Raw genomic sequence first — 26446 nt, forward strand, 5'->3', positions numbered from 1 at the left:
TGCGTTTGCATGGAAAATGCCCCCGCCGCCCGCCGTTTCGCTCCTACCGCCCTGATGCTCGGCAATCTTGTCACCGGCTGCTCGGTGCTGGCGCCGGCGGGCATGCTGCCGGAATTGGCGAGCGGGCTCGATGTCAGCATCCATGCTGCCGGGCTCCTCATCACCTTTGGCGCGATCGTGTTGTGCATCGGTTCGCCGCTGACGGCGTGGCTGACCAGCCGCATTGAACGGCGGATTTTGCTCACCACGACGCTCGCCGCGCTGGCCCTTGGCAATCTCGCTTCGGCCTTTGCGCCCGACTATGCGAGCCTCCTCGCCATCCGCCTCGTTATGCTCGCCGTTGGCGCGCTATACACGCCGCAGGCCGCGGGCACGGCGGCGCTGATCGTGCCGGCCGAGCGGCGCGGCAGCACGATTGCCTACATTTTCCTGGGCTGGTCGCTCGCGGCCGCCGCAGGGCTCCCGCTCATCACCTTGATCGCCAGCCGCTATGGCTGGCGCGCCGCCTATGTCGAGATCGGTGCGCTCGGCTGTGTCAGCTTCCTGTTCTTGCTGATGCGGCTGCCGGGAGGTTTGAAGGGCGCCCCGGTGGATCTGAAGACCTGGGCCGAGGTCGGCCGCAGCAGGATCATCCTGCTCCTGCTTGCGATCACCATGCTGCAAATGTCGGGGCAGTTCGTGGTGTTCACCTATATGGGCCCGCTGCTCAACAAGCTCACCGGCGCCGGCCCCGATGCGATCGGCCTGGTGTTCGCGCTCTACGGCGTCTGCGGCTTTCTCGGCCTCGTCATCGCGACCCGTATCGTCGACACCGCGGGGCCTTACCGAACCTCCGTGCTGTTCACTTGCCTCCTGCTTGCGGGGATGACGGGCTGGGCGCTCGTTGCCGGCACGCTCGTGCTGATGGCGGTCGCGGTCGCGGTCTGGGGGCTTGGCTTTGCATCGACCAATTCGATGCAGCAGGTCCGATTGGTCGCCGCCGCGCCGTCCCTGGCATCGGCGACCGTCGCGCTCAATACGTCCGTCCTCTATATCGGACAGGCCGTCGGCTCCGCCGTTGGCGGGATCCTGTTCGCCCGCGAGCAGCTGCATATGCTCGGCTTCGTGGCGGTCGGTTTCGTCGTGTTGGCGGTGATCCTGGTGATCGTGACCCGGCCCCGTCCGCTGGCTGCCGCCAAGGCCTGAATCCCGCCTTTCGTCCGCGCAAGGCGCTTGGCAAACCGCGAGTCAGAGCGTTAGAACGCCAGCTGTGGGGACCAAAGAGAGTTGATTGAGATGAGGATGATTCTGGCGGTTGCCGCGGTGCTCTATTCAGCCTCCGCGTTTGCGCAAACCGACAAGCCTCCGATGGTGGGGGACAAGCCGCTGGTGCAGGTGAAGCCCAAGGGGACCAAGGCTGGGACCAAGGAGGCCGCTGCCAAGCCGGCCGCGGCGGCACCGAAAGGCAAGCCGCAATCGATTGCCGTGCGGCTCCAGGCGTGCCTCGACATCGATGACGGCACCAAGGACCGTCTGAACTGCTACGACGCGGTCATTCCGCCGGCGCCGAAGCCCAAGGCGCCCAAGGCCAAGGGGGTCGCCGACTGCCGCTTCCTCAAGGAAGAGGACGAGCGTCTGGCCTGCTTCAACGGCTTTGCCGAAAGCATTCCGAAGCTGCCCAAGAGCTGAAGAAGAGCTGAAGAAGAGCTGAACGAGGGCTGAAATTATCGGCTCGATGCCGACGAAGCGGTACTGGCGACGCGTGCGAGTGCCAGCGCCGGCGTTGCCGACATCTTCACCAGCACGTCCTTGAGCGGATACTGCGTCCACGCGCGATTGACGTAATCGCGATGGGTGATGCCATCGCCGGTTTCGACGAACACGACGCTACCGGGACGCAAGGGGCCATCCATCTCCTCGGAGACGCTGATGCCCTTTTGCCTGAGCATACTCATCAGTTCGCGGTCGCGCCTTGCTGTGTAGTGCGTATAGGAGCTGACGAAGAAGCCGGAGCGGTGGCTTTCGATCCAGGACGCGAACTTGTCCATCTCGCCATAGACCGCATCGAGCAACACGACGCCGCGGACGCGATCGCTGATGCCGCCGACCTCAAGACTCCAGGCGGTGGGCAGGAAGCCGCCGCTATAGCCGACGATCACGATCGGCATGCTGGCGAAGGCGCGCGCGCTGTCGGGATCGCCGGTGAGACGGGCGAGATGGTTCGCCGATTCCTCCATGAAGCGCTTGAGGCCACCGGGCTGCCAGAATTTTCCGGCGCTGGAATCGGCCGCGTCGACGGCCATCTGGGGGGCAAGCAGCACGGCATTGGCGCCGGACGCAGTGATCTGCTGCGGCACGAGCTGGCGGTCGCGCACGTCGCGCTCGAGCGTCGCGCCATTGCCATGGAAGAACACCACGATCACGCCAGGCTTGCGCACGTCGAAATGCTCGGGGACGTGGACCAGCACGCGGCTGTCATTGTAAGTCTCGTCCTGCCAGAACACGCGCCCCGAGAAGCTGCGATGGCCGCGGCGGTCGCCCTTGGAGATGTTGAGGAAGGGCGCGTCGGAGGCGGGGTTGTTGCCGAAATAGGGGAAGGCCGAGGACTTCATGCTGACGAGCGTCGTCAGGTCCTCACGCGGTGGACGCTTGTAAGGGATCTGCGGCTCAAGGGAGGCGACCTTGTAGGACGCCTGCTCCGGTTGGGGCGGTTGCTCCACGGCGCGCTTGGGCGAGAAGTCCGACATCTGCCGTTGCAGGAAACTCTCGCCCGCCGAGGGGAAGCGCTCCTTGAATTGCGGGGCAGGAAAGCGATCTTCGAAAGTGTCGCCGCTTGCGACTTGTCTATTGGCTTGAGGATTGGAGGTTTGGGGATTGGTCTTGGCAACGACGTGGACATTGGCCTGAGAGCCCGCGGCAAGCGCTGTCGGATTCGGCGACTGGCCGCATTGAACCAATGTGAGCGAGAGTGGCACCAAGCCTGAGATCAGGGCGATCCGAAGCGCACGGCCGCGCATCCGGGACGTCTCAGCCCGGTCAGCACGCATGTCTGCTTTCAATTTCGGAACGGCCCCGACCATCCACCCATGACCCCAAGTCACGAACCATCGGCAATTTTGAGACAATTGAGCCGACTGGTGTTTAGGCGACGTTAAGCGTCCGGAGAAACTAACCCCCACATCCGGAACGATTAAAAAGACCACGCAATCGTGTCGCGATTGTGGGAGGGATGCGCGTATTTCGGCGGCCGAATACGGATTTATCGCCCAAGCGTGGGCGTTTAGGGTGGCTAATTACCTATTTTGGCCGCCTCATTTAACCCTTGTTAACCCTGCTTGAATTGACTGCAGCAATCTGCACGATGCCTCCCACGAGGCGCGACGCCTGAGGCTTAGGACCCAGATGACGGCATCAGATGCGGGAACGGCGCCTTGGACCGGGCGGCTGACTGGGGGCGGCTCCGGGGTTTCCGTTCTGGTCGCAACCGCCATCGTCGTTGCCGACATGATCGGGGTCGGCGTCTTCACCAGCCTCGGCTTTCAGGTCAAGGACATTCCCTCCGGCTTCTCGATTCTTGCGCTGTGGACAATCGGTGGCATCGTCGCGCTGTGTGGCGTGTTCTCCTACAGCGAGCTCGGCGCGATGTTTCCGCGCTCGAGCGGAGAGTACAATTTCCTCGGCCGCGCCTATCATCCGGCGTTCGGTTTTCTCGCCGGCTGGGTCTCGGCGACGGTCGGCTTCGCGGCACCGGTGGCACTCGCGGCCATGGCTTTCGGCGAATACGCCAAATCCGTCATGCCCGATCTCCCGCCGATCCCGCTCGCGATCGGCGTGGTGTGGCTGGTCTCGATCGTGCAATTGACCGGCGTCAGGCATTCCTCGACGTTCCAGCTGTTCTCGACCATCCTCAAGGTCGTGCTGATCGTCGCTTTCCTCGTCGCCGGATTCGTCATCGGCACCCCGCAGCCGATCTCCTTTGCGCCGCAGGCGGGCGATCTCGCCCACATCGTCAGTGCGCCTTTCGCAATCGGACTGGTCTTCGTGATGTATTCGTTCTCGGGCTGGAATGCCGCAACCTACATCATCGGCGAGATGAACACGCCGCAGCAGAGCCTGCCGCGTGCGCTGCTTGCGGGCACGCTGATCGTGCTGGTGCTGTATGTCGCGCTCAATGCGGTATTTCTTCACTCGACGCCAATCAGCGCGCTGGCGGGCCAGCTCGATGTCGCAAGCGTGGCCGGCAGCAGCATCTTCGGCAATCTCGGTGGTCGGATCGTCGGCGCGATGATCTGCGTCGGCCTGGTCTCCTCGATCAGCGCGATGATGTGGATCGGGCCGCGCGTGATGATGACGATGGGGGAGGACATTCCGGCGCTGCGCGTGTTCTCGAAGAAATCGGCGAGCGGCGCGCCGGCCTACGCCATCCTGTTTCAGCTCGCGGTCGCCAATCTCTTGCTGTTCACGCGCAGTTTCGAGGCGGTGCTTGACTTCATTCAGTTCGCGCTGCTGTTCTGCTCGTTCTTCACGGTTGCCGGGGTGATCAAGCTGCGCATCACCGATCCCGATCTGCCGCGGCCGTATCGCGCCTGGGGATATCCGTTCACGCCGCTCATTTTCCTGCTCGTGACCGCATCGATGATGTACTACCTCTTGACCGAGCGGCCCGTGCAGTCGCTGTCGGGGATGCTCGTCATGCTCTCGGGCTTGTTGATTTATGCTGTTTTCCGTAGGCGGCCGATCGCCGCTGCCGCTTCACATAATCGCGAATAGACATGTTTCGCCCCAAGAGACTTGCGGTCGTCGCACTTGCCCTTTTGGCTGCGGCCATCTCGTCCGCACGTGCGGCCGAGGTCACGTTTGACGACACCGCGCGCTTCCTGGCAGGGATGCAGCCGTCGGTGGATTCACCGCTGGTGCCGTTCACCAAGGATCCATCCTGGCAGCATCACGCTAAATTCTTCGACGGCGCTTTCGCCCAGCTCGAGCAGCGGCAGATATCGAAGATTCGGGACTGGTCCGACGTCAATCTCGCCGCGCCCAGGCCGACGATGTTCTACTTCTTCAGCGGCCCGGATTTCCTCTACGCCAACGCTTTTTATTCCAAGGCCAGCACTTACGTGCTGGGAGCGCTGGAGCCTGTCGGTGCGGTGCCCGATCTGACCAGGCTGCCGCGCGGCTCGGTCAACGTCGCGCTCTACAATGTCGAGCGCTCGCTCGGCTCGATCCTGAGCTTTTCCTTCTTCATCACCAAGCAGATGAAGGTCGACCTGCACGCCAACCAGGTCAGCGGCACCTTACCGATCCTCTACGTCTTCCTGGCGCGCTCCGGCAAAACCATCCGCAACGTCGAGATGGTCGCGCTCGACGACAAGGGCGGGATGCATACGGGCAACGACATTCCGGGGCCGAACGCCACGCGCGGCGTCCGCATCACCTTTGCAGGCAGCGACGGCGAGGCGCGTACGCTGTATTATTTCTCGACCGACCTCTCGAATCCTGGCGCACGTGCGGCGGGCTTCCTGAAGTTCTGCGAAACGCTCGGTCCCGGCAACAGCCTGATCAAGAGCGCATCCTACCTGCTGCATTCCGGCAACTTCAGCGTCGCCCGCGACTGGCTGCTCGCCAACAGCGCGACCATCATCCAGGACGATTCCGGCATTCCGCTCGCCAATTACAACCCGCGGCAATGGCGGCTCTTCCCCTTCGGTCGCTATCTCGGACCGATCGGCGAATTCCCGGGCCGTTATCAGGAGCGTTACGCTGAATTATTCACCCGTGCCCAGCCGATCGATTTCGGCGTCGGCTATCGCTGGCGGATCCATGAGTCGAATCTGCTGCTGGCCGTGAAAATCCCGGGAAGCGAGACCGCCCCGGCTGCAGAGACAACGTCGTCCTCCGAGCCGCCGCCGAAGCCGGCGCGGCCGAAGCGACCACGTCCGCCCGAGCCGATTCCGCCGCCGCCCGGACGTTTCTTCTGGTTCCGCTGACTACCAGTGCACGCTCTGGCTGGGCACGATGAACGCCGTCGTGCTCGGCGGAGTCGCAAGACTTGTTGTCAGATACCAGCCGGAGCCGAGGACCAGCACGAGCAGAGCGATGATCGCGAGCATGTCGACGGTTCTGGGATCGTGATCCCTCGGATTAAAGCTAAGATGTGAACCAAGTCTGAAATGAAAGTGAGGGCTGATTTTCCAGCGCATTGTTGTTTCCTCCCGTGGGAGTGTCACAATAATGCGAGGGCAGAGTTCCGGTTCCGCTCAGGGCACCGATGCGCAAAGCACCGCAGCAAACTCAGGATGGATTGACGCCGCGCCAGCGGGCATAGCGCCATGGCAAATACCAACGCGCACCCTGCGGCGGGGAGAGAGGCACATTGTCGATCCCTGATGTGCCGAAAGGATTGCAGCGCAACAGGCGCGCGAGCGTCATCCAGCCACCGGCCCAAAGACCAAACCGCTCGATCGCCTCATCGCCATAGACAGAGCAGGTTGGCAGATGGCGGCAGTTATATCCGACCAGCGGCGACAGCGAATGCCGGTATAGCCAGATCAGCGCGCGGCCGAATCTGCGCGGCAGTCGCAACGCTTCACTGAGGGAAGCGGAACAATGCTCGCAGGTTGAATGCTTCATGTGCGCTGTGCCGCGATCGTGAGCCAGATCTTGCCCGGTTCCGGCGCAGGGAACAGCAGCTGTTGTTTTCGCGCCATATTTTCCGTGCTTTTTGGGAGCAGTGCAGCAAGTCCCTATGGACGGGCTGTATTCCCCCGGATACCATTTTTATGACACTCGTGAAAACATACGACTGTATGATCGACTCATCGAGCGCGAAGTGGGGATAATCGCGCCAATGGGCTTGGGGAAGGGATCAGCTTGAAACTTCTGAAGTCGCTCAATCTTCGCGGCTGGTTGCTGGTGGGAACCGCCGCTTGCGGGGTCGTGTTGGCTGGCGCCGTCGCGACATTCGGCTCGTCGGCCAAAGCTGGCGCCTCGCTTGAAGAGCGCAAGCTGCCGATGAAATTTAGCTGGGTTGCCTGCGAACCTAATTGCCGCGGCTGGGTCAGCGCGGTGGGCATCATCACTGCCGACACTCCGAAGGATTTTGACGACTTTGCCCGGGGACGCCAGCTTGGCGGCGCCACCGTCGTCCTGGACTCCAGCGGCGGTTCCGTCAATGACGCGATCACGCTTGGCCGGCGCTTCCGGACCCTCGGTCTTCTCACCACGGTCGGCATCACGCAGAAGAGCGGGCAGGGCGCCCGTCCGGCGGTCGCCTCGGAAGCCTATTGCGAATCCATGTGCGTGTTCCTGCTGCTGGCTGGCAAGAAGCGCTACGTACCGGACGCGGCTCATGTTCGCGTCCATCAGATCTGGATGGGCGATCGGGCAGACGACGCCAAAGCAGCGAGCTACACTGCGCAGGATCTGATGATCGTCGAACGCGACATCGGCCGGCTCGCCAAATACACCTTCGATATGGGCGGTGCGGGTGACCTGCTGTCGCTCGCGCTCAATGTGCCGCCCTGGGAAGATCTGCACGAACTCGACACAGCCGAGTTGAAACTGACCAATCTCGTGACGACAGACCTCGTGGCCGACGTGCTGCCGCATGTGGACGTCACGGCGCCTGCAATGGCGGAACTCGCACCGAAGACGCAGGCCAGGTTCGCCGAGGAGCCGGCAGCTCAGCCTGCCAAGTCGACCAAGACGGCGGAAGCCGTGGTTCCCACCGGGGGCGTGGTGGCGCCACCTGCGGCACCGCAGAAGTAAGAGCTTGCTGCAGCTTCAGCCCTGCGCGGCGGCCGGCTGCTTCGCCTTGGCCTCGATCTGGCCGATCGCATCGACCACGGCATCGAAGGTCAAAAGCGTCGAGGCGTGGCGCGCCTTGTAATCGCGGACGGGCTCGAGGAATTTGATCTCTTCCCATTTGCCTTCAGGAGGCGCGCCATTCTCCTTGAGCATCTTGCGAACGGTTTCGCGTAACTCACGGAGTTCGCTCGCAGTCGAGCCGACCACGTGGCTTGCCATGATGGATGAAGAGGCCTGTCCCAGTGCGCAGGCCTTCACGTCATGGGCGAAGTCGGTGACGGTGTCGCCCTCCATCTTGAGGTCGATCTTCACGGTCGAACCGCACAGCTTGGAATGGGCGGTGGCACTGGCGTCGGGGTCCGGCAACCGCCCGAGCCGCGGAATATTTCCAGCCAGCTCGATGATGCGCTTGTTGTAGATGTCGTTCAGCATGTGATGGAGTCCAACACTTACCTGCCCAATCGGCCTTGGCGGGCGCCGTTCACGGTCCTATATAGGATCGGAACTGGCGGAAAAACAGTCCAGCGATGCGGCGGCGGCGATCCAGATCTGCGCCGTCCGGCGTCATGACCCAAGGACCTTTTTCGCCAAAACTATTCTCTTCAGGCGTCCGGCGGCTTGTCCGCCCCGTCTGCCGGTGACACTCCGGCCGCATGGCCGTCGAACGGAGTAGACATGGACGCGACGATCAAATCCATCCGCCCGAACAAGCCTTCCGACCGGCAGCCTGAGAGCCGCCCGGCGGAGCTTGACCCGTCTGAATTCCTCGCCGCCGCCGTCCGCGCCGACCAGCCGCGCCCCGCGCGTGCCGAGGCGGAGGCGGCGGTGAGGACGTTGCTTGCCTATATCGGCGAGAACCCCCAGCGCGAGGGGCTGCTCGACACGCCGCGCCGCGTGGTCGAGGCCTTCGACGAACTCTATCAGGGGTACCACCAGTGTCCGGCCGAGGTGCTCGACCGCACTTTTGGCGAGACGGCCGGCTATGACGACTTCGTGCTGGTGCGGGACATCGAGTTCACCTCGCAATGCGAGCATCACATGATGCCGTTCTATGGCAAGGCGCACATCGCCTATACGCCGGTGGATCGCGTCGTCGGCCTGTCCAAGCTTGCGCGCCTGACCGACATCTTCGCCCGCCGGCTCCAGACTCAGGAGCATTTGACGGCGCAGATCGCCGCTGCGATCGACGAAATCCTGAAGCCGCGCGGCGTCGCCGTCCTGATCGAGGCCGAGCACACCTGCATGTCGGTGCGCGGCGTCGCCAAGCATGGCGCCTCCACCTTCACCAGCCGATTCACCGGCATGTTCCGCGATAATCCGGCGGAGCAGGCCCGTTTCCTGTCCCTGGTGCGAGGCCTGCAGCGCTGACCTCGCGAATGAATGGCGAGAGTTGCTGTGTCCGCTCACTCCCATGAGATCGAGGAAGGCCTGGTCTTCCTCCCCAAGTTCGATCCCGCCGGCCTCGTGACGGTCGTCGCGACCGACGTCGCGACCGGCGACGTCCTCATGGTCGCGCACATGAACGAGGAGGCGCTGCGCAAGACCATTGTCACGGGCGAGGCCTGGTACTTCAGCCGCTCGCGCAATGCCTTGTGGCGAAAAGGTGAGACCTCAGGTCAGACCCAGCGCGTCGTCGAGATCCGTACCGATTGCGACCAGGACGCCGTCTGGATCCGCGTCGAGCAGATCGGCGCTGCCTGCCACACCGGCCGCCGTTCGTGCTTCTATCGCAAGATCGAAGCCGATGGCGGAGGGGCGAAACTGGTCTTCGTCGATGCCGACAGGCTGTTCGATCCGAACGCGGTTTACAAGAAGTAGCTCGCGGTCATTTCGGGGCGCACCGTAGGAGCGAGCCCGGAATCCATTGAGCCGCGCGTGATGCGTTGCGATGGATTCCGGGTTCGCGCTTCACGCGCCCGGAACGGCGGAAGTCGCCGAATTAACTCGGCGTTAACCATAATTGCCCCACGGTGGGACGATCAGGCGTCCGAATTGCCGGCGCCTCCAACGCCGCGCGGGCCGGTCACGCCATCATGTCGGTCGACAATTCCAGTGCCTCGCAGATGGCCGCAACGGACGGCGCGCGCCGCGTCGCAGGCGCGATCAAGCAGGCCTCGAGCCAGACCGGCGTCAGCTTCGAATACTTGCTGACCACTGCCAAGATGGAATCGGATTTCGATCCGTCAGCCGGCGCCACCACCTCGTCGGCCCACGGCCTCTATCAGTTCATCGACCAGACCTGGCTCGGGACGGTGAAGGAGGCAGGGGCCCAGCTCGGATACGGCAGCTACGCCGATGCCATCACCAGGACCTCGTCGGGCGGTTACGCCGTCGATGATCCCTTCATGAAGCGGTCGATCATGAAGTTGCGCGACGATCCCGAGGCCGCCTCCAGTATGGCGGCGGCGCTGACGCAGTCCAACAGTTTCAAGCTCACCGGTTTGCTCGGCCGCAGGCCGTCCGACAGCGAACTCTATATGGCCCATTTCATGGGCGTCGGCGGCGCGGCGAAACTGATCGCCAACGCCGAGGACAACCCGCAAGCAGTTGGTGCGCGGCTGTTTCCCAACGCGGCCTCCGCCAACCGCTCGATCTTCTATGCCAGGGATGGTCGTGCGCGCAGCGTCTCCGAAGTCTATTCGGTGCTGAATGCCCGCTACGCCAGTGCCTCGAATGCAAGGTCGACGCGCAGTGCGATGGCGATGTATGGCGACACGCCCTCGACCACGCAGGTGGCCGCGGCCAACGGCGTGCAGCCCGTCGCGCCGATGGTCAATGGCGCTGCCTATCTCCAGACCTTCCCGGATCAGCGTTCGGTAGCGCCGGTGAACGCGACATCGTCGAGGACAGGGGTCGACAACCCGCCGACTGCACCCGCGTTTCGTTCGATCTATCAGCCAGGCGACGCCACTCAGCCGGTCTCGACGACGGTGCAGAAATTGTGGGGCAACAACGCCTCGCTCACGTCAGTTGCATCGGCGACGCCCGACGTGCGTCCGCCGCAGCCGCTCGATCTTTTCAGCGATCGCAGCGGCACCTTCTCCAGCTAGCGCACTGTCAGCGCCGCTGCAGCGGCCCTCAGCCCTTAACAAATCATCAATAAAACCAGCCAGTTATGGTGAACGCTTTGTTAAGCGTCGTGGTTTATTTTGTGTTGCAGGTGACGGGCCGTCACCATTTTCGTTTGTTGTGTAAGCCGGAAGCAGCATGATTGTTCGGCAGTTTATCAATTGGATCAGGACGGCGCCCGCCGGTGAGCGGGCGGAGGCAACGCGGGCGTTGGCCCGGGCCTGGCTGATCTCGGATCTTTCCCATGATGACCGTGTCGCGGCCGAAGGCGCGCTGCTGATGCTGCTCGACGATCCCTCGCCGCTGGTGCGGCAGGCGATGGCCGAGGCCTTTGCACGCAGCCTTGATGCGCCGGCGTCGATCGTGCGGGCGCTGTCGGCGGACCAGCCGACCGTGGCGCTGCCCGTGCTCGAACATTCACCGCTGCTGATCGATGCCGATCTCGTCGACATCGTCGCGACCGGCAACGAGGAGGTGCAATGCGCGGTCGCCCGACGCATCGCGTTGCCGGTCTCGGTCTGTGCCGCCATCGCCGAAGTCGGCTGCGCGGCCGCCTCACTCGAGCTGATCGAAAACCCCCACGCAGAGCTCGCGCCGTTCTCCTGGAATCGCATTGTCGAGCGTCACGGCCATCTCGCTGCGATCCGCGAGGCGATGCTGGTGCTGGATGACATTCCAGCCGCAACGCGTGCCGCGCTGGTTGCAAAGCTCTCGGAGACGCTGGCGCAATTCGTCGTGACCCGGAACTGGCTCAGCGCCGACCGTGCCGAGCGCATGACGATCGAGGCGCGCGATCGCTCCACCATGAACATCGCAGCGCGCTCGCGCGGTGACGACATGCTGGGCCTGGTGAAGCATCTGCGTATCACCGGCCAGCTCACCGCGGGCCTGATCTTGCGCGCGTTGTTGTCGAGCAATCTCGACCTGTTCGATGCGGCCCTCGCCGAACTCGCCGACCTGCCGCTGGCGCGCGTCTCCGCACTGCTGCACGATCGCGGCGGCAACAGCCTGCATGCGCTGCTTCGCCGCGCCGGGTTGCCCGAGGCGACGTTTGCCGCGTTTCAGGTCGCGCTCGATGCCTGCCACGAGCAGGGCTTTGTCGATACCGACGACACCGCAGCGCGCTTGCGCCGGCGAATGGTCGAGCGCGTGCTCACCCATTGCGAGACCGACCGGGGCGCCACCGAGCCGCTGATGGTTCTGCTCCGCCGCTTCGCCACCGAATCCGCGCGCGAAGAGGCGAGGCTGTTCTGCGACGAACTGGTCGCGGAGGACACGATCGACCCGGCATATGACGATCTGATCGCGGCGTAGCGAGATGCCGAAGGCTGGGTTAGCCGGTGGGCGTAACCCACCTCTTTACTATCAACTCTGATGAAGCGGCGGGTTACGCTGCGCTAAATCCACCCTACAATCTTCGTAATGGCGAGAGTGCTACTCCGCCGGCACGATGCTCGGTGCCAGGATCACTTCGAGATGTTCGGGGCGGTCGCGGTTGACGTCCGCGAGATAGTCGTCGGCGACTTTGCGCAGACGGCGGCTGAGCTCGGCGGAGACGCTGATGCTGTCGAGCCTGGTGTTTTCGTGCACGATGGCAATGATCGCGTTGATGTGGTGCGTGAATAGCTCGGCCGGGACTTTCTCGAGGTCCGGCGCATGCTCGATGATGCGGCAGAGGCTCTCGGCGACGATCGCGGCGGCCGGAAAGCCAAACGTGGCAGCGTCGCCCTTGATGTCGTGGGCGGCGTGGAACAGCTCGCCGCGCCGTTGCTTGGTGAAGCCGGCGTTGCGGATGGCGGCATAGGCAGCCGACAGCCGGTTGACCTCGGTCGTCATCCAGTCCTTGAACTCGCTGGAGAGACCGGCCAGTGCCTGCTCGGCGCGGCCGATCGGATCGTCCATATCCTTTTTTTCGACACGGCGCAGCACCTTGCGCAGCGGATTGGGCTGCGTAATGACGTGGTGCGTGGCAAAGGTCTTGACCTCGATGTCCTTTGCGCTGTTCTTCGCCATGATGCCTGCCTCGTCGTTTGAGACGCCTGCGCTAGATGGAGGAGCGCGCCTTGTCGAGCAGCGAGGGTTGCTGGAGCACCTCGTGCTTTTCGCCGACGCGGCGCTCCGGACCCATATAGGCGGAGTTGGTGTTGCGGCGCCGGTCGGGGCCGAAATAGGTCTTCGTCTTGATGAAGGGCCGGGGACTGGCGACCACGTTGAGAATCCGCTGGTAGAGGCCCTTGGCCGAGATCGGTTTGGCCAGGAATTCGGTAACGCCGGCATCGCGTGCGACGGTGACGCGGCGCTTCTCGGAATGCCCCGTCAGCATGATGATCGGCGCGTAAGGGTTGCCCTTGGATTCCGGCTGCCGGATCATCTGTGCAAGCTCGAGCCCGTCGAAGATCGGCATCGCCCAGTCGGTGATGACGATGTCCGGCACGTAATGGCTGTACATTTCGAGCGCCGTCGCGCCGTCCTCGGCCTCATAGACCTCACGCGCGCCGAACGAATGCAGCAGCGTCCGCAGGATGCGGCGCATATGCGGATTATCGTCGCAGACGAGAAAGCGGAGCTTGTTGAAGTCGATACGGAACATGACGTCCGGGCCAAAAGCGGTCAACCGTCGTTAACCATATCGTGCCGGAGGTTAATGAAGCGTTGCGACGGGGGCCCGGTGGGATGGCTCAGTACCCGAACTGCTCGCGAAGGATGCGCTCTTCCAGGCTGTGGCCGGGGTCGAACAGCATGCGCATCGAGATGCTCTTGTCGGACAGGATCTCGACGCGCCGGACCCTGCGGACCTCCTCGTGGTCGGCGACGGCCGCGACCGGGCGCTTGTCGTCTTCCAGCACCTCGATCACCACATAGGCGGTGTTGGGCAGCAGGGCGCCGCGCCAGCGTCGTGGCCGGAAGGCGCTGATCGGTGTCAGTGCCAGTAGCGCCGCGTTGATGGGCAGGATGGGGCCCTGCGCCGACAGATTGTAGGCCGTCGAGCCCGCCGGCGTCGCCACAATGATCCCGTCGGCGATCAGCTCGGGCATGCGCTCGCGCTCATCGATCAGGATCCGCAGACGCGCCGCCTGAGAGGTCTGCCGGAACAGGTACACCTCGTTGATGGCGTGGTGCAGGTGAACGCGGTCGTTGACGTCGGTCGCGCGCATCAAGAGCGGGTTGATCTCGGATTCATGTGCCGCAGCGAGCCGCGCGCGCAGATCATGTGCCGAGTACTCGTTCATGAGGAAGCCGACCGTGCCGCGGTGCATGCCGTAGATCGGCTTGCCCGAGCGCATGTGGTGGTGAAGCGTCTGAAGCATCAGCCCGTCGCCGCCAAGTGCGACCACGACGTCGGCCTCGTCAGGGTCGCAATTGCCATATTGCGACGTGAGCTGGTGGAAGGCGGTCTGCGCTTCGTTGCTCGGGCTGGCGACGAAGGCGATCCGGTCATATCGCGATGGCTTGGTCATGGCTTCCAGGCAGGTGCCGCTGGCTCGAGAAAGTTCCGCCGAGGTCGTCTATACGACCTGGGCCTGCATTGTCGAGGATGACAGCTCCACAAGGCAAATGGACAATCGCCGGCTTCGGGACGAAACCAGCTCATTTCGAGACTGATTGGCCGCGTGGAGCGCCTGCGGGCACCATGATTCCCCAAAGCGTCGCAATTCCGCGCTAGTCTTTCGGCCTCACCGGCTCTCATAGCCGGGCAGGGAGGACGATCATGGTCACGACCTTGCCGGCGCTGCGTTGCACGGCCCTGGCGCTTGCGGTGTTGGCTTTCGCGGTCGCAGGATTTGCGCGCGCGGATGATCCGCCGCAGTCGCGCTCAGAGACCCCGGCTGCAGCCGGGCAAAAGGGTGGGCGCGGTGGGGGCGCGCAAAACGGTCCGCAGGCTTCGCCTTCGGCGGGCGAGCAGCACGGTCTGCCGTCGGCCTCGACCACGAAGCAGACTCTCGATCTGCCTGGCCGCACGCTCAACTTTGCCGCGACCGCCGGCTCCATTCGGGTGTTCGACGGCAAGGGCGAGCCGCTCGCCGATGTCGCCTATACGTCCTACGAGCTCGAGGACGCCGATCGCGCCACGCGCCCCGTGACGTTCCTGTTTAACGGCGGACCTGGCGCCTCTTCGGCGTGGCTCCAGTTTGGCGCGGTCGGGCCGTGGCGGCTGCCGCTCGACGGTGAGAGGCTGTCGCCATCGGCTTCGCCCGAGGTGAAGCCCAACGCGGAGACCTGGCTCGATTTCACCGATCTCGTCTTCATCGATCCCGTCGGCACCGGCTACAGCCGTGTCATCGCGAGCGGCGAGGATGCGCGAAAACGGTTCTATTCGGTCGACGGCGATGTCAATTCGATTGCGCTCGTCGTCCGCCGCTGGCTGGAGAAGCACAACCGCCTGACGTCGCCGAAATTCGTCGCAGGCGAAAGCTATGGCGGCATTCGTGGGCCGAAGGTGGTGCGCCAGTTGCAGCTTCAGCACGGTGTGGGCGTCAGGGGATTGATCCTGGTATCGCCGCTGCTGGATTTCCGCGAGTTCACGGGCACCAGCCTCCTGCAATATGTCGCGACCCTGCCGAGCTATGTCGCGGTCGCGCGCGAAGCCAAGGGGCCGGTCAAGCGCGCCGATCTCGCGGATGTGGAGGCCTATGCACGCGGCGAATTCCTGGCCGATCTCGTCAAGGGCGAGGCGGACAAGGAGGCGACCAATCGCCTCGCCGACAAGGTCGCGGAGCTGACCGGTATCGATCCGGTGGTGAGCCGCAGGCTTGCCGGGCGCTTCGATGTCGGCGAATTCCGCCGCGAACTCGATCGCAAGAACGGCATGGTGACCGGACGCTACGACGGCTCGGTGCGTGGTCTCGATCCCTATCCGGATTCGAGCAGCTCACGCTTCGGCGATCCCTCAGGCGATGCGCTTCAGGCGCCGCTGACGAGCGCCGCGGTCGATGTGCTCACGCGAAAGCTCAACTGGCGACCCGACGGCTCCTATGAGGTCCTCAACGGCTCCGTCGAGCACAATTGGGACTTTGGCGGCGGCATCAACCCGCCGCAATCGTTGTCGGAGCTGCGCCAGATCCTCGCCACGGATGCGAAGCTGAACGTGCTGGTCGCGCATGGTCTATTTGATCTCGCGACGCCTTATTTCGGAACGAGGCGGGCGCTCGACCAGCTGCCGGCGTTTGCGACGTCGCGGGTAAAATTCGTCGTCTATCCCGGCGGCCACATGTTCTATTCGCGCGATGGCTCGCGGCAGGCGCTGCGGAGTGAGGTGGAGGCGCTTATTCGGGAGTAGGCCGGCGCTTCCGCGGCGGATAGCGCCGCGCGATCTCGCGCGCGACGACCGCCGCTGGCTTGACGTTGGCACCGGCGATCCAGATGTCGCTGATCTTGCCGCCCTTGTCGCGGACGCGCCGCACCGGCTCGCCGTGGCTGGAATAGCCGGCCGCGCAGGCGAGCTTGCCGGTATCGCGGCCGGTGACCTCGATCTCGCCAGCGTCCATGAAGGGATTGTTGAACTGTGGGTTGGCGACGAGCACGCGGTTGCCCGCTGGCACGAGGTCAGTCGCGCCCCAGATCGTCCACCAGCGGCCCGTCCAGTCGCGCACGCGCCGGTCTGGTCCGCCGCGGCTCTTGAAGACGCGCAGGATCTGCATCGCGCCGTCCATCCAGAACGGCGCGGCGCCGTCGATGGAGTTGCTGAGAATGCTGATCGCGAGCTCGCATGCGGGGATTGAGCAGGTCCGCGAGATATAGCCTTGGAAGCCACCGCCGTGGCCCAACCAGTCCCAGCCGTCCGTCTTGCCGGCGTTGACGCCGAGGCCGTAATAGGCCTCGAAGCTTTGCGGGACGCGCCATTGATGCCGCGTCATCTCGCGGCGGCTCGCGACCGACAGCACGCTCTTCCTGGCGTTGGGTGCAAGCTGGGCGAAGAAGCGCGCGGTGTCAGCGGCGGTTGCGACAAAGCCGGCAGCGGAAGCCATCGCATGGGCGGGATTATCGCCAGGAATCACGCAGCGCTTGCCGAGCGGCAGGTTACGCGTGTGGCCGCGTGCGAACAGCGCGCCTTTGGGAAGCGGCGCATTCGGCTCGGTTTCGCGCAAGCCGGCCGGTTCGACGATCTCGCGCTTGATCCATGCGGAATAGGGCTCCTTGGTCACCGCTTCGATGACGAGGCCCATCAGGGCAAAACCGTGGTTGGAATATTTGAAGCGCGTGCCGGGTTCGATCGCAGTCGGCAGCTTCAATTCCGCAAGCAGCTCTTTCGCATTGAGATAGGGACGGCTGTCGATGAACTGACCGGAATCGGCGCCGTCTCGCGTCAGGCCGGCGCTGTGCGAGAGCACCTGCGAAATCGTCGTCTCGGCGACGCGCGGATGCAGGCCGCCGATATATTCGCCGATCGGATCGTCGAGCCGGAGCTTGCGCTGCTCGCGCAGCTTCATGACGCCGGCCGATGTAAAACTCTTCGAGTGCGAGGCGATGCGGAAGCGGTGGCGCGGCGTCAGCTTCTCGCCGGTGTCGAGATTGGCGAGACCAAATGCATGCTCGGCGACGACCTCGCCGCGATGGACGAAGGCGAGCAAGACGCCCGGCTGTTGGAAGGTTGTCTGCTGGAATTCGATCCAGGAGCTGATGTAGTCGATCGCGGATCGCAGCCAATTGTCCATTGCGCTACCAGTTTGCCAGGAGATGGATGCGCAAAGGCTAACCGAGATAGCAGAACGGGCACAACCCCAGGGTCACGCCCGTCATTTCATGCAAAGATGCGCTGTCTTCAGTAGACGAGCGTAGCGCCGGTCGGCTTATCGAGCGCGGCAGCCAGCGAGCGATACTCGGAGCTGTCGGTACCGGCGAGCGAGGCGATCTTGTTGAGGTGATATTGCGCCTGTTCGCGGTTGCCCTGCTCGAGCTGCCAGAGGCCATAATACTGCCAGGTGCGGACGTGGTTCGGGTCGTCCTTCAGCGCGATCTCGTAATAGATCTTCGAGGATTGGTAGTCGCCGAGCTTGCGATAGGAGTAGCCGATCAGGTTCGCAACGTCGGCGACGTCGTCACGCTTGAGCTGCTTCAGCTGGCCGATCGCGTCCGTATAATCGTGCTTGTCGTAGATCGTGGTGTACGCCGTGCGATAGGCCGCGAGGAATTTGGGATCGCTGACGGACGAGCTCTTCTTCTTCCCTTTCTTGGCGGAGGAGTCCGACTTCGGCGGTGATGGCTCGTCACTGCCGGCGGCATAGGCGCTCGTCAGCACCGGTCCGGCCGCCAGCGCCACCGAGACAAGGCCCGGTACCAGAAGCATGGATAGTCTGCGCATCTAAGTTCTCCCGTATGGAACGTGGCGATCCTACACGATTGCCCAAAGACCGGAACACCCGGCCGGCACAAACATTCCCGTTGGTCCCGGCCGTCGCTCCCTCGGCAAGATGACAAACTTGTCATCCAGATGAACGGAAGCTGGCTGCGCGCTTCAGAACGGGTTCAGCGCACGCCATCTAGGCTCTCCCCCATGATCGAAGAGTTGGCGAGAGGGCGCCGCCTCAAGATCCTTCAAGAGGAGACCACCATGTTGAAGACCATTTCCGCAGCCTTGCTCGCAGCTTCCGTCATCGCAGCCCCGGCCTTTGCCGCTGAAGCCGGCAAGACCACGACGACTGCGCCAGTGATCAAGGCGGATCAGACCCAAAACAAGGTCTCGACCACCGCCGCCAAACCCGACGCCGGTGTCAAGGCCGATGCCAAGACGGCCGACATCAAATCGGGCGCCAAGGTCGACACCAAGACCAAGGCGATGAACGCCAATGCGGCGGTCACGCCCGACGAGCACAAGACGGTGCGGACGCATCGCCATCACCACAAGCACCTGTCGGCCAAGAAGTCGCTCAAAGCGCAGCCGGACCTCAGCAAGCCGATGACGACCGAGAAGCGTAGCTAACGACTGATCCCACGGGGCGGCACCCATTGCCCGCCGCCCCCGTGCGGAGTTCAGGTCGGCCCGTTCCGTCGTACCGTGTGCGAGAGCGCAAGGTGCTGGCGGCGGGCCGGCACGTCATTGCGAATTCCCTTTGTACAACCGTGGAGCTAGAACTCTCCGAATCTGGCTGGTCGGAGAATTCAGTCCTTGGGGCAATTGGCGAAACGTGCGGCGATCCTGGTTCTGCCGCTGATACTGGCGGCCTGCTTCGGCAGCGATGGTGACCGTCCATCCCTGATGGAAGGGACCCAGGCCGGAGGCCCGCAGCCGTTTCCCGACAATTTTCGCGGCGACAGCCTGGCCCTGATGCACACCTATTTGAATAATCCGGTCGGCGTGCGCGATGCCGGCATGGCCGATCCGGTGTTGCGAGAGCTCGGCGGGCGGCAGTTCTATGTCAGCTGCCTGCGCTACACGCCGCGGGAGAGCGACGGCAGCTACAAGACGATGCGCGAGCGCGCCGTCGTCTTCGTCAACGGCCGGGGTGACCGCATCATCGATCGCGCCAGCGAGCTGTGCGCCGGCGCGGTTTATGCACCCTTTCCAGAACTGGAAAAGATGACGCGTTAGCGCAAAGCCCGCCTTCATCGCGCTGTGCTAGGACGGGTACTGCCGGAGCCGCTGGATCACATTTTGGCGAGCTTTGAACGGAGTGGTTTGGCTTGCGACAAATCGTTACGGCAGGGCTTGCGTGGACGAAAATCGCTCGCGGCAGGCGGACGTGACGGAACAAAATCGCGTTGTTGCCGCGCCGTCACAGTAACGAACGATCAACGTTCCGGCATCGCCGCGAAGCAACCAAATTCACGCCACGTTGTTTCCCGAGGGTCAATTTTGAAAGAACGGGGATGATCATGAGGACGATTTTGCTCGGTGCAGCAGCTCTGCTTGCGCTGGCCGCACCGGCGGCCGCGGCCGACATCCAGCCGCGCACCTACACCAAGGCTCCGGCCTACACACCGCCGCAGGCGATCTACAACTGGACCGGCTTCTACATCGGCGGCCATGTTGGCGGCGCCTTCGCCGGCGACAGCAGCTTCCAGTCGAGCGACGCCCGCTTCCTGGGTGGCGTGCAGGGCGGTTTCGACTACCAGTTCGCGCCCAATTGGGTACTGGGTATCGAGGCTCAGTATTCCTGGTTGCCGACCAACAACAACGGTGTCACGTTCCCGCTGGGCACGCAGGTGACGTCCAACACGGACCAGCTCGGGTCGGTCACGGGCCGCATCGGCTACACGTGGGGCCCGACGCTGCTCTATGCCAAGGGCGGCTACGCTTGGCGTAATGGTGGTCTCGGCGTCAACATCGCAGGCGTCCCGCAGGCCTTTACCGCGACCGGTAACAGCAAGGACGGCTACACGGTCGGTGCCGGCCTGGAATACATGTTCGCGCCGAACTGGTCGGCCAAGGCCGAGTACCAGTACTATAATTTCGGCAGCACGACCTTTACATCCGGTCCGACCGACATCGTCGGCGTTCGCGGCCGGGATGACGAGCATACCGTCAAGGTCGGTGTGAACTACCGCTTTGGCTGGGGCGGGCCGGCGGCTTCGCGCTACTGACCTGCCTACCGAGAGCACGATCAACGTCTAACAAAGGCCGGCGTCCCGCCGGCCTTTCGTTTGCCGATTTCCCTGTTTGCATCGCGTGAACCATCTGGCGCGTCATTTGCAAGCCAACAGTCAGAGGCGTGTCCTTCTCACGCGTGTCACGGGTATCGGGTAAAGCAAAAATAATTTTTGCGATTTACGGAACTCGCGCCTCGGAGCGCATTATTGGTGAATTGCCGGGCTGTGGGATAATGAACATGCGTATGTTGGCGTCGGTGGTGGTGGTCTCGTGCTTCCTCGCCCTGCCGTGCTCTGCCCAAACAATCCTCAAATCCGAGCCTCTGATGTTGGCACCTTACGAGGTCGCCTTCGTGAAGGACGCCTCCTGTCCGTCAGGGAAGGTACTCAAGGTGACGGGGGCGATCCGCGGACTGCACCGTCGCAAGGCCTGCGTGGCGCTGGCCGGTGAGCAGGCCTCGCTGGCGACCGCCACGCCCTGAGGCCTCATCATGCGACCGGGCTGCCGGCTTTTGGCCGCGTCTCACGAGTTGAGCTGAAGCTCCATCGTGGAGTCGCGCTCGGCGTCCGCCTTGTTCTTGGCGGGATCCTCGCCTCGGGCTGCCCGGCAGGATCTGATCTCATAGTCGTTGTCGAGCATCCGGCGTGGGCCGTGCCGCTCCTCATCGGTGCCGACATCAACGACCAAGCCGCTCCGTTGCGCGAGCTTCCAGACATCGGCTTCGCTCGGATATGCCTTGCTGATCTGGCTGTCGTTGCAGAACAGGGCGTAGGGCATGCTTCCCGCTCCCGGAAAGCGCATTAACGATTTCATGGGGCAAGGGGTTCCGGATTGATCACGGGGCCGTGATCGATGGCATACGCACATCCAGGTCCTGAGTCCTTAACGAGTCCTGAATCGCCAAAAAAAGAAACTTTGGGACTCGTTTGGCGGAATCAGCGGATGTTTCCGGCCATGACGACCGATCTGAAAACCTGTTGCGGGCACATGCTCCTGCCATTGACGCTGGCACTGATTAGTGCCTGCGCCGCCAACCTCTGGCTGGTCTGGTCGTGGCTGTAGGCGGCCAGGCCCTACTTCTGGGCCGACGTCGGGGCCGCGTCGCGAATAGCGGCGCGTAGCTTAGTCAGAGTTGCCGCACAATAGTCCTCGCGCTCGCGCTCAAAGCGTTCCTGATGTTTTCTGAAACTGGCGATGCGGGCCTGCATCTCGCTGCGGAAATCGCTCGCCGATGGCGCGGAGACAGCCGAGGGTGGGGGCGTCGGGACAACCTGCCGCGGTGGATCGGCCTGCGGCGGTTCGAACGCGACTGTCACGGCTTGGACCGAGACGACTTCCGCCGCGGCGGTATCCAATTGACGAAAATCGTCCTTCCTGCCGGAGACCGATTGCACGAAGGCTAGTGTCTGCGCGATCAGTGCGTCGCGCTCCCTGATCCATTTCATCGTCCACCACCCTGTTGGGCTATTCCACCAAACACCGGCGGCCGAATCAAGCAGACCGTCCGCAAGGGATTGCATATTTTTCCCGGACGCCCGACATTAGAGGGATGGATTCCAAGGTCGAACCGTCAGACGAAGCACAGGGCCTGCGGCTCGTGCGGGCCTTTCTCTCCCTGCCGCCCGACAAGCGGGCGGAGGTGATCGCCTTCGTCGAGGATCTGGTGCGCGCCAATACCCGGCCCGACGATGGGTAGGAGTCCTCGCCGGCCTGAAGCCCGGTGCCCTGATCGACGTTTGCAATTCGCCCCAATGCCTCCAAAGCAAGCTCAAGCTTACGCGAGGCTTACGACCGTGGGTTGATTGGGTATTTTTCCGTAACCTCTTCCAAGCCGTTTATTATCAAATGTTAATTTCCTTCGGTTCCAATGGGTCGCTGGGAAGTTCCGACATTGGAACCGGGTGTTTTGAAGGCGGCTAATGATGAGCTTTTTGAATAATTTGAAGATCGTGTTGAAGGTTGCGCTGATCGTGACCGTGATGGGTATTTCCCTGGTCGCAGTCGCCGCCTTTGCTATTCGCGAACTCTCGGCGACGGTCGACGGTTATAGCCAAGTCACAGCGATGCAGTCGGCCGCGCTCAACCTCATACGCGCCCAGCGCCGCGTCGAGACCTATCACGCCGCGCTCTATGCGGTATTCACCGAGACGACCGAGGCGGGCAACGCCAATCGCCTCAGAATCGCGAACCAGACCCGCGATGAAATCGGCCAATATCTGACTGCTGCGGAACGGGATGACCTGGCACGTGCGGCCGATATACGGAGCCTCGGCGAGCAGCTGAAGGCCGCCTTCGCGGGCTGCGATCCGGTGCTCCAGGCCGGCGCGGCGGCAAGCACCACTGAGGACAATGCCAAGGCTGCTGATCGTGCTCACAAGGAATGTGACCCGCTGATCGATGCGGCCCTCGAGCGCATTGCCAAATTAACGTACACGACCCAGGCCGTGAACACGCGCAAGGAAGCTATCGAGGGCGAGGCAAAATCCGCGACCTGGACCGTGATGAGCGTCAGCGCCGGCGGCCTGGTCGTCGGCATCGCGATTGCGCTCTTCATCGGCCTCGTGGCGATGTCGAAGCCGATCGCCCGTCTCAAGGCCGCCATGGAGGGCCTGGCGCGCAACGACCTCAAGACGGAAGTGCCCGAGAAGGACCGCCGCGACGAAATCGGCGAGATGGCCAAGACTGTCGAAGTGTTCAAGACCAACGCGATCGAGGTCGAACGCCTCAAGGCCGCGCAGGCGGAAGCCGAGAAGCAAGCTGCCGAGCAGCGCCGCCGCGACATGGTCAATCTCGCCGACGGCTTTGAGCGCGCGGTCGGCGAGATCATTGAGACTGTCGGATCCGCCTCCACCGAGCTCGAAGCCTCGTCGTCGACGCTGGCCACCACTGCGCAGCGTGCGCAGGAGCTGACCTCTGTGGTCGTGATCGCCTCGGGCGAGGCCACCGGCAATGTCCAGTCGGTTGCGACCGCAACGGAGGAATTGTCGTCCTCGGTCAACGAGATCAGCCGCCAGGTGCAGGAATCCGCACGGATGGCGAGCGAAGCCGTCAGCCAGGCCCGCGCCACCACCGAACGCGTGAGCGAGCTCTCTGTCGCGGCGACGCGCATCGGCGACGTCGTTGAGCTGATCAACACCATTGCCGGGCAGACCAATCTCCTGGCGCTGAATGCCACCATCGAGGCGGCACGGGCAGGCGAGGCCGGCCGCGGCTTTGCCGTCGTCGCCTCGGAGGTCAAGACGCTGGCCGAGCAGACCGCGAAGGCGACCGGCGAGATCAGCCAGCAGATATCAGGTATCCAGAACGCCACCCAGGAGTCGGTGACGGCGATCCGCGACATCTCCGCGACCATCGAGCGGCTGTCGGAAGTGTCCTCGACCATTGCCGCAGCCGTCGAGGAGCAGGGCGCCGCGACCCAGGAGATCTCGCGCAACGTGCAGCAGGCCGCCCATGGCACCCAGCAGGTCTCCACCAACATCACCGACGTGCAGCGCGGTGCGGCCGAGACCGGTTCGGCCTCCTCCCAGGTGCTCTCGACCGCGAAGATGCTGGCGACCGATAGCACCCGCCTGAAGGACGAAGTCGGAAAATTCCTGCGGACCGTGCGCGCGGCCTGAGCCCGCGCGACCTGCCAGGTTCGGCGGCCTCGTGCCGCCGGAATCTCGCAGATTCTATTGCAGCAAGAACGCCATCGCGATCGCAACGAAAAAAGCGTCGCGACGACGGCCGTGACGGCTCCAGCGATGATGTTGGCGTTTTCGCGGTCCGTGTAAGAGGACATGCGATGGGCATGCTACCTGATGTTGAACTCTGATCCAATCTGTGGTCAGTAGCCGTCCCCGCACCGCAAGCGGTCAATCCTTCCCGAAGGCGACGCCATGAGCGATCAAGCCAGTGACGGCTGGGCCACGTCTGCGTCTGCATGGATCGCCGAGCAGGGCGAGCACGGAGATTACGTCCGTCGCTTCGTGCTCGATACGCCGATGCGGGCGCGGGTCGAAGGCTGCGGAAGATGGCGGGAGCGCTGCGGCCGGGCGGTACGCTGCTGATTGCCAATCTCACCAGCTTCAACACCGCCGGCCAGCCGACGGGCTGGACGCGCGACGGCGAGGGCTCCGCGCGTTTTACGATCGACCACTACATGGACGAGCGGCCGATATGGCTGAGCTGGCGCGGCATCCGGATCCAGAACTGGCATCGCCCCCTCAGCAAATACATGACGCTGTTACTGGATCAGGGCCTCCTGTTGCGCATGTTCGTCGAGCCGGAGCCTAGCGGAGGCGATCCCGCGAGGATCGCCATTCATCGCCGCGTCCCGTACTTCCACATCATGGAGTGGCAGAAGCCGGATTGAGCCGCTTGGGGTCAAGCCGCGAGTTTCGCTTGAAAGAACCGTGTGACCCGATTGATCGCGTCCGATGTCATCGGGTCGGTGTCGGAGAAGTCAAAGCCATGGCCCTTGCCTGGATAGGCTACGAATTCGGTCTCGGCGCCGACCGACTTGCCGAGCGCAACCAGCTCTCGTCCTTCCGAGATCGAGACGTTCTTGTCGGCCTCGCCATGCAATGCGATCAGCGGAGGCAGGTGCTTGACCTTCGTGGCCATGGCCGTGGGCATGCCGCCATAGAGCACCGCGAGAGCTGCGATGCGAGTGTCGCGCGCAGCGGCCTCAGCGGCGATGTAGCTGCCCAACGAGAAGCCGAGCAGGCCGAGGCGACCTGAACTCTCGGAGCGGCCAAGCACGGCCGTCACTGTGGCAGCGACCGTATCGGCCCAGGCCTCGTACCGCGACTTCTCATAGGCCACACGGTCTTCATGTGCGGCGGACGCCAACACCGCCGTGTCGGCCGGCGTCATGTAGCGGGGGAAATAAGTGTCGATGCCACGCGCCGCCAGTGCTTCGGCATAGCGTTCGTAAGCACGGGGCTTGAGTTCGATGGCGCGGGCGCCGTGCAGCGCGATTACGGCAGCACGTTTCCCGTGGGCCGCTGCCGCATAACGCGACACGAGTAGGCTGTCTTGGCCGGAAGTGACGTTGAACTGTTCGCCCGGCGCACCGCGTGCGGTGACGGGCGACACCAGCGCGGTGATGGCGGCCAGAGCCGTGCGTCGGCTGATCATGAGTGGGCTCGCTGGAGGGACGTTTCGGATGCGATAGCTCGCATGTATCATGGACAGTGCGGCCAACACAGCGCACTTGCCGCGAGGCGGAGGGCACGCCATCGAGCATCTTCGATAGGGAGTATGCAGAACGCTCCGGGCTGGGGCATCAAGCGCTGGTGCCGGCTGAGGGGATTGAACCCCCGACCTTCGGTTTACAAAACCGCTGCTCTACCGCTGAGCTAAGCCGGCGATGCCCCAAGGAAACGGGCAGGGGCCGGCACGCGCAGGGCTGCCCGCCCGCGCGTCGCAATATCAGACTTGGTTGGAAAGTGCCAGAACCCGCGTGCGCATGAAACAGGCGGCCCTGCGGCCGCCTGTTGGCGCGAACGCCACTTAAACGCCTTACTGGCAGATGTGCCGTCGGCCGTCTTCGCCCTTGAACCACGAGCCGGGCGTGCAGACGAAGCCGTTGCGCTGGGCGTAGCTGCGATTGTCCCAACCGCGATTGTCCCAGCCGCGGTTGTCATAGGCGTAGCTGTTGTCCAGGGCGCGGAACGGAGCGGTTGCGATCGCACCTGCAGTCCCGATCGCAGCGCCCGCGACATCGCCGGCAACGTCGGTGGGCCAGAAGCCTGTATGGGTCCTGTTCCAGTCGTCATTCCGGTCGACATTGCTGTGGCGATAGCTCACCCGGCGATGACGGTAGCCATGGTCGGAATACTGAGGTCCGGCATTCGCGCAGTTGGCGTTGGGGAATTGTCCCGTGCAGCGCCCCGGAGCGGCCATCGTTTGCGCCATGGCGGAGCCCGCCAACATGGTTGCGGCGATGGCGGTTGCACCGAGAAGTGTCAGCTTCGTCATTGTTCTCTCCCATGTTGTTGATCGGGGGCTAAATGCCGAAGGCGGCTGCCGTTCCCATGAAACGGACCATTTTGCCGACTTGTTCAGTCAAACGGATGTGAG

Annotated in this window: 31 protein-coding genes and 1 tRNA gene; 18 read left to right on the plus strand and 14 right to left on the minus strand. The window is 63.5% G+C overall.

Going from position 1 to position 26446, the window contains the following annotated elements:
- The first annotated feature begins 9 nt into the window (after positions 1-9).
- Both BM374_RS16680 and BM374_RS16685 read left to right on the plus strand, forming a co-directional pair.
- Positions 10-1185 carry an MFS transporter gene (locus tag BM374_RS16680; protein WP_092294015.1) on the plus strand — a complete coding sequence of 392 codons (1176 nt, stop codon included), beginning with the start codon at positions 10-12 and terminating at the stop codon, positions 1183-1185.
- A 90-nt stretch (positions 1186-1275) separates the two neighbouring features.
- Positions 1276-1668 (plus strand): hypothetical protein, encoded by a 393-nt coding sequence (locus BM374_RS16685; RefSeq protein ID WP_092294017.1) that lies wholly within the window; start codon positions 1276-1278, stop codon positions 1666-1668.
- Between the two features lie 35 nt (positions 1669-1703).
- On the opposite strand, the gene BM374_RS16690 is transcribed toward BM374_RS16685, so the two are convergent.
- The gene (locus tag BM374_RS16690; RefSeq protein ID WP_244552613.1) at positions 1704-3026 is read right to left on the minus strand and encodes an alpha/beta hydrolase; all 1323 of its coding nucleotides are present in this window, start codon (positions 3024-3026) and stop codon (positions 1704-1706) included.
- Positions 3027-3381: 355 nt separating this feature from the next.
- Here BM374_RS16690 and BM374_RS16695 point away from each other — a divergent pair, with 355 nt between their 5' ends.
- Entirely contained in the window at positions 3382-4749 is a 1368-nt protein-coding gene (locus tag BM374_RS16695) for an APC family permease (protein WP_092294022.1), read from the plus strand.
- A 2-nt stretch (positions 4750-4751) separates the two neighbouring features.
- Positions 4752-5966, plus strand: a complete 1215-nt coding sequence (locus BM374_RS16700; RefSeq protein WP_092294024.1) for a hypothetical protein — start codon at positions 4752-4754, stop codon at positions 5964-5966.
- Here BM374_RS16700 and BM374_RS40120 read toward each other — a convergent pair whose 3' ends face one another.
- Together BM374_RS40120 and yidD are read right to left on the minus strand one after the other, a co-directional pair.
- Positions 5967-6179 (minus strand): hypothetical protein, encoded by a 213-nt coding sequence (locus tag BM374_RS40120; RefSeq protein ID WP_092294026.1) that lies wholly within the window; start codon positions 6177-6179, stop codon positions 5967-5969.
- 91 nt (positions 6180-6270) lie between these two features.
- The gene (yidD, locus tag BM374_RS16710) at positions 6271-6609 is read right to left on the minus strand and encodes a membrane protein insertion efficiency factor YidD (protein ID WP_092294028.1); all 339 of its coding nucleotides are present in this window, start codon (positions 6607-6609) and stop codon (positions 6271-6273) included.
- Positions 6610-6849: 240 nt separating this feature from the next.
- Here yidD and BM374_RS16715 point away from each other — a divergent pair, with 240 nt between their 5' ends.
- On the plus strand, positions 6850-7746 hold the full coding sequence (locus BM374_RS16715) for a COG3904 family protein (RefSeq protein WP_177248362.1): 897 nt from the start codon (positions 6850-6852) through the stop codon (positions 7744-7746).
- A gap of 15 nt (positions 7747-7761) precedes the next feature.
- Here the strand turns inward: BM374_RS16715 and BM374_RS16720 are convergent, their stop codons facing one another.
- Positions 7762-8217, minus strand: coding sequence for an iron-sulfur cluster assembly scaffold protein (locus BM374_RS16720; RefSeq protein WP_092294030.1), 456 nt, complete (start codon positions 8215-8217; stop codon positions 7762-7764).
- Between the two features lie 243 nt (positions 8218-8460).
- On the opposite strand from BM374_RS16720, the gene folE reads away from it, so the two are divergent.
- The 4 genes from folE to BM374_RS16740 all read left to right on the plus strand — a co-directional run bounded on the left by folE (position 8461) and on the right by BM374_RS16740 (position 12168).
- Positions 8461-9153, plus strand: coding sequence for a GTP cyclohydrolase I FolE (folE, locus tag BM374_RS16725; protein ID WP_092294032.1), 693 nt, complete (start codon positions 8461-8463; stop codon positions 9151-9153).
- A gap of 27 nt (positions 9154-9180) precedes the next feature.
- Positions 9181-9603, plus strand: coding sequence for a phosphoribosyl-AMP cyclohydrolase (hisI, locus tag BM374_RS16730; RefSeq protein WP_092294034.1), 423 nt, complete (start codon positions 9181-9183; stop codon positions 9601-9603).
- A 215-nt stretch (positions 9604-9818) separates the two neighbouring features.
- Entirely contained in the window at positions 9819-10835 is a 1017-nt protein-coding gene (locus BM374_RS16735; RefSeq protein WP_177248403.1) for a lytic transglycosylase domain-containing protein, read from the plus strand.
- A gap of 157 nt (positions 10836-10992) precedes the next feature.
- Positions 10993-12168: a DUF2336 domain-containing protein gene (locus tag BM374_RS16740; RefSeq protein ID WP_092294038.1), complete on the plus strand. Its 1176-nt coding sequence runs from the start codon at positions 10993-10995 to the stop codon at positions 12166-12168.
- Between the two features lie 120 nt (positions 12169-12288).
- Here the strand turns inward: BM374_RS16740 and BM374_RS16745 are convergent, their stop codons facing one another.
- The 3 genes from BM374_RS16745 to BM374_RS16755 form a co-directional block, all read right to left on the minus strand.
- Positions 12289-12867: an Hpt domain-containing protein gene (locus BM374_RS16745; RefSeq protein WP_092294040.1), complete on the minus strand. Its 579-nt coding sequence runs from the start codon at positions 12865-12867 to the stop codon at positions 12289-12291.
- 31 nt (positions 12868-12898) lie between these two features.
- Positions 12899-13444 carry a response regulator gene (locus tag BM374_RS16750; protein ID WP_008133731.1) on the minus strand — a complete coding sequence of 182 codons (546 nt, stop codon included), beginning with the start codon at positions 13442-13444 and terminating at the stop codon, positions 12899-12901.
- A gap of 88 nt (positions 13445-13532) precedes the next feature.
- Positions 13533-14312, minus strand: a complete 780-nt coding sequence (locus BM374_RS16755) for an NAD kinase (RefSeq protein ID WP_092294042.1) — start codon at positions 14310-14312, stop codon at positions 13533-13535.
- Between the two features lie 251 nt (positions 14313-14563).
- Here BM374_RS16755 and BM374_RS16760 point away from each other — a divergent pair, with 251 nt between their 5' ends.
- Positions 14564-16132 carry a S10 family peptidase gene (locus BM374_RS16760; protein WP_092294044.1) on the plus strand — a complete coding sequence of 523 codons (1569 nt, stop codon included), beginning with the start codon at positions 14564-14566 and terminating at the stop codon, positions 16130-16132.
- Here the strand turns inward: BM374_RS16760 and BM374_RS16765 are convergent.
- Both BM374_RS16765 and BM374_RS16770 read right to left on the minus strand, forming a co-directional pair.
- Positions 16119-17507, minus strand: a complete 1389-nt coding sequence (locus BM374_RS16765; RefSeq protein WP_092294046.1) for a serine hydrolase domain-containing protein — start codon at positions 17505-17507, stop codon at positions 16119-16121. The genes BM374_RS16760 and BM374_RS16765 overlap by 14 nt on opposite strands.
- 107 nt (positions 17508-17614) lie before the next feature.
- Positions 17615-18154 (minus strand): tetratricopeptide repeat protein, encoded by a 540-nt coding sequence (locus tag BM374_RS16770; RefSeq protein WP_092294048.1) that lies wholly within the window; start codon positions 18152-18154, stop codon positions 17615-17617.
- Between the two features lie 249 nt (positions 18155-18403).
- On the opposite strand from BM374_RS16770, the gene BM374_RS38620 reads away from it, so the two are divergent.
- The 4 genes from BM374_RS38620 (at position 18404) to BM374_RS16790 (ending at position 20861) form a co-directional block, all read left to right on the plus strand.
- Positions 18404-18772 (plus strand): His-rich protein BRANT, encoded by a 369-nt coding sequence (locus tag BM374_RS38620; RefSeq protein ID WP_177248363.1) that lies wholly within the window; start codon positions 18404-18406, stop codon positions 18770-18772.
- 186 nt (positions 18773-18958) lie between these two features.
- Positions 18959-19381, plus strand: coding sequence for a hypothetical protein (locus BM374_RS16780; RefSeq protein ID WP_177248364.1), 423 nt, complete (start codon positions 18959-18961; stop codon positions 19379-19381).
- 284 nt (positions 19382-19665) lie between these two features.
- Positions 19666-20373 (plus strand): outer membrane protein, encoded by a 708-nt coding sequence (locus tag BM374_RS16785; protein ID WP_177248365.1) that lies wholly within the window; start codon positions 19666-19668, stop codon positions 20371-20373.
- Between the two features lie 245 nt (positions 20374-20618).
- Positions 20619-20861: a DUF6719 family protein gene (locus BM374_RS16790; protein ID WP_092294950.1), complete on the plus strand. Its 243-nt coding sequence runs from the start codon at positions 20619-20621 to the stop codon at positions 20859-20861.
- A gap of 41 nt (positions 20862-20902) precedes the next feature.
- Here BM374_RS16790 and BM374_RS16795 read toward each other — a convergent pair whose 3' ends face one another.
- Both BM374_RS16795 and BM374_RS16800 read right to left on the minus strand, forming a co-directional pair.
- Positions 20903-21157: a hypothetical protein gene (locus BM374_RS16795; protein ID WP_092294054.1), complete on the minus strand. Its 255-nt coding sequence runs from the start codon at positions 21155-21157 to the stop codon at positions 20903-20905.
- Between the two features lie 296 nt (positions 21158-21453).
- Positions 21454-21825 carry a hypothetical protein gene (locus tag BM374_RS16800; protein ID WP_092294952.1) on the minus strand — a complete coding sequence of 124 codons (372 nt, stop codon included), beginning with the start codon at positions 21823-21825 and terminating at the stop codon, positions 21454-21456.
- Positions 21826-21929: 104 nt separating this feature from the next.
- Here BM374_RS16800 and BM374_RS38625 point away from each other — a divergent pair, with 104 nt between their 5' ends.
- The 4 genes from BM374_RS38625 (at position 21930) to BM374_RS16810 (ending at position 24734) form a co-directional block, all read left to right on the plus strand.
- Positions 21930-22076: a hypothetical protein gene (locus BM374_RS38625; RefSeq protein WP_177248366.1), complete on the plus strand. Its 147-nt coding sequence runs from the start codon at positions 21930-21932 to the stop codon at positions 22074-22076.
- 226 nt (positions 22077-22302) lie between these two features.
- Positions 22303-23997, plus strand: a complete 1695-nt coding sequence (locus BM374_RS16805; protein WP_092294954.1) for a methyl-accepting chemotaxis protein — start codon at positions 22303-22305, stop codon at positions 23995-23997.
- A gap of 261 nt (positions 23998-24258) precedes the next feature.
- Positions 24259-24429: a hypothetical protein gene (locus BM374_RS39400; RefSeq protein WP_244552614.1), complete on the plus strand. Its 171-nt coding sequence runs from the start codon at positions 24259-24261 to the stop codon at positions 24427-24429.
- Entirely contained in the window at positions 24393-24734 is a 342-nt protein-coding gene (locus BM374_RS16810) for a hypothetical protein (RefSeq protein ID WP_244552615.1), read from the plus strand. The genes BM374_RS39400 and BM374_RS16810 overlap by 37 nt, the downstream gene beginning before the upstream one ends.
- A gap of 11 nt (positions 24735-24745) precedes the next feature.
- On the opposite strand, the gene BM374_RS16815 is transcribed toward BM374_RS16810, so the two are convergent.
- From BM374_RS16815 to BM374_RS16825, 3 genes are all read right to left on the minus strand, one after another.
- The gene (locus BM374_RS16815) at positions 24746-25501 is read right to left on the minus strand and encodes a dienelactone hydrolase family protein (protein WP_244552616.1); all 756 of its coding nucleotides are present in this window, start codon (positions 25499-25501) and stop codon (positions 24746-24748) included.
- 156 nt (positions 25502-25657) lie between these two features.
- Positions 25658-25732, minus strand: a tRNA-Thr gene (locus BM374_RS16820).
- 153 nt (positions 25733-25885) lie between these two features.
- Positions 25886-26344 (minus strand): hypothetical protein, encoded by a 459-nt coding sequence (locus BM374_RS16825; RefSeq protein WP_092294056.1) that lies wholly within the window; start codon positions 26342-26344, stop codon positions 25886-25888.
- Between the last annotated feature and the right edge of the window lie 102 nt (positions 26345-26446).

The organism is Bradyrhizobium sp. Ghvi (genome assembly GCF_900115265.1).
Taxonomy (GTDB): domain Bacteria; phylum Pseudomonadota; class Alphaproteobacteria; order Rhizobiales; family Xanthobacteraceae; genus Bradyrhizobium.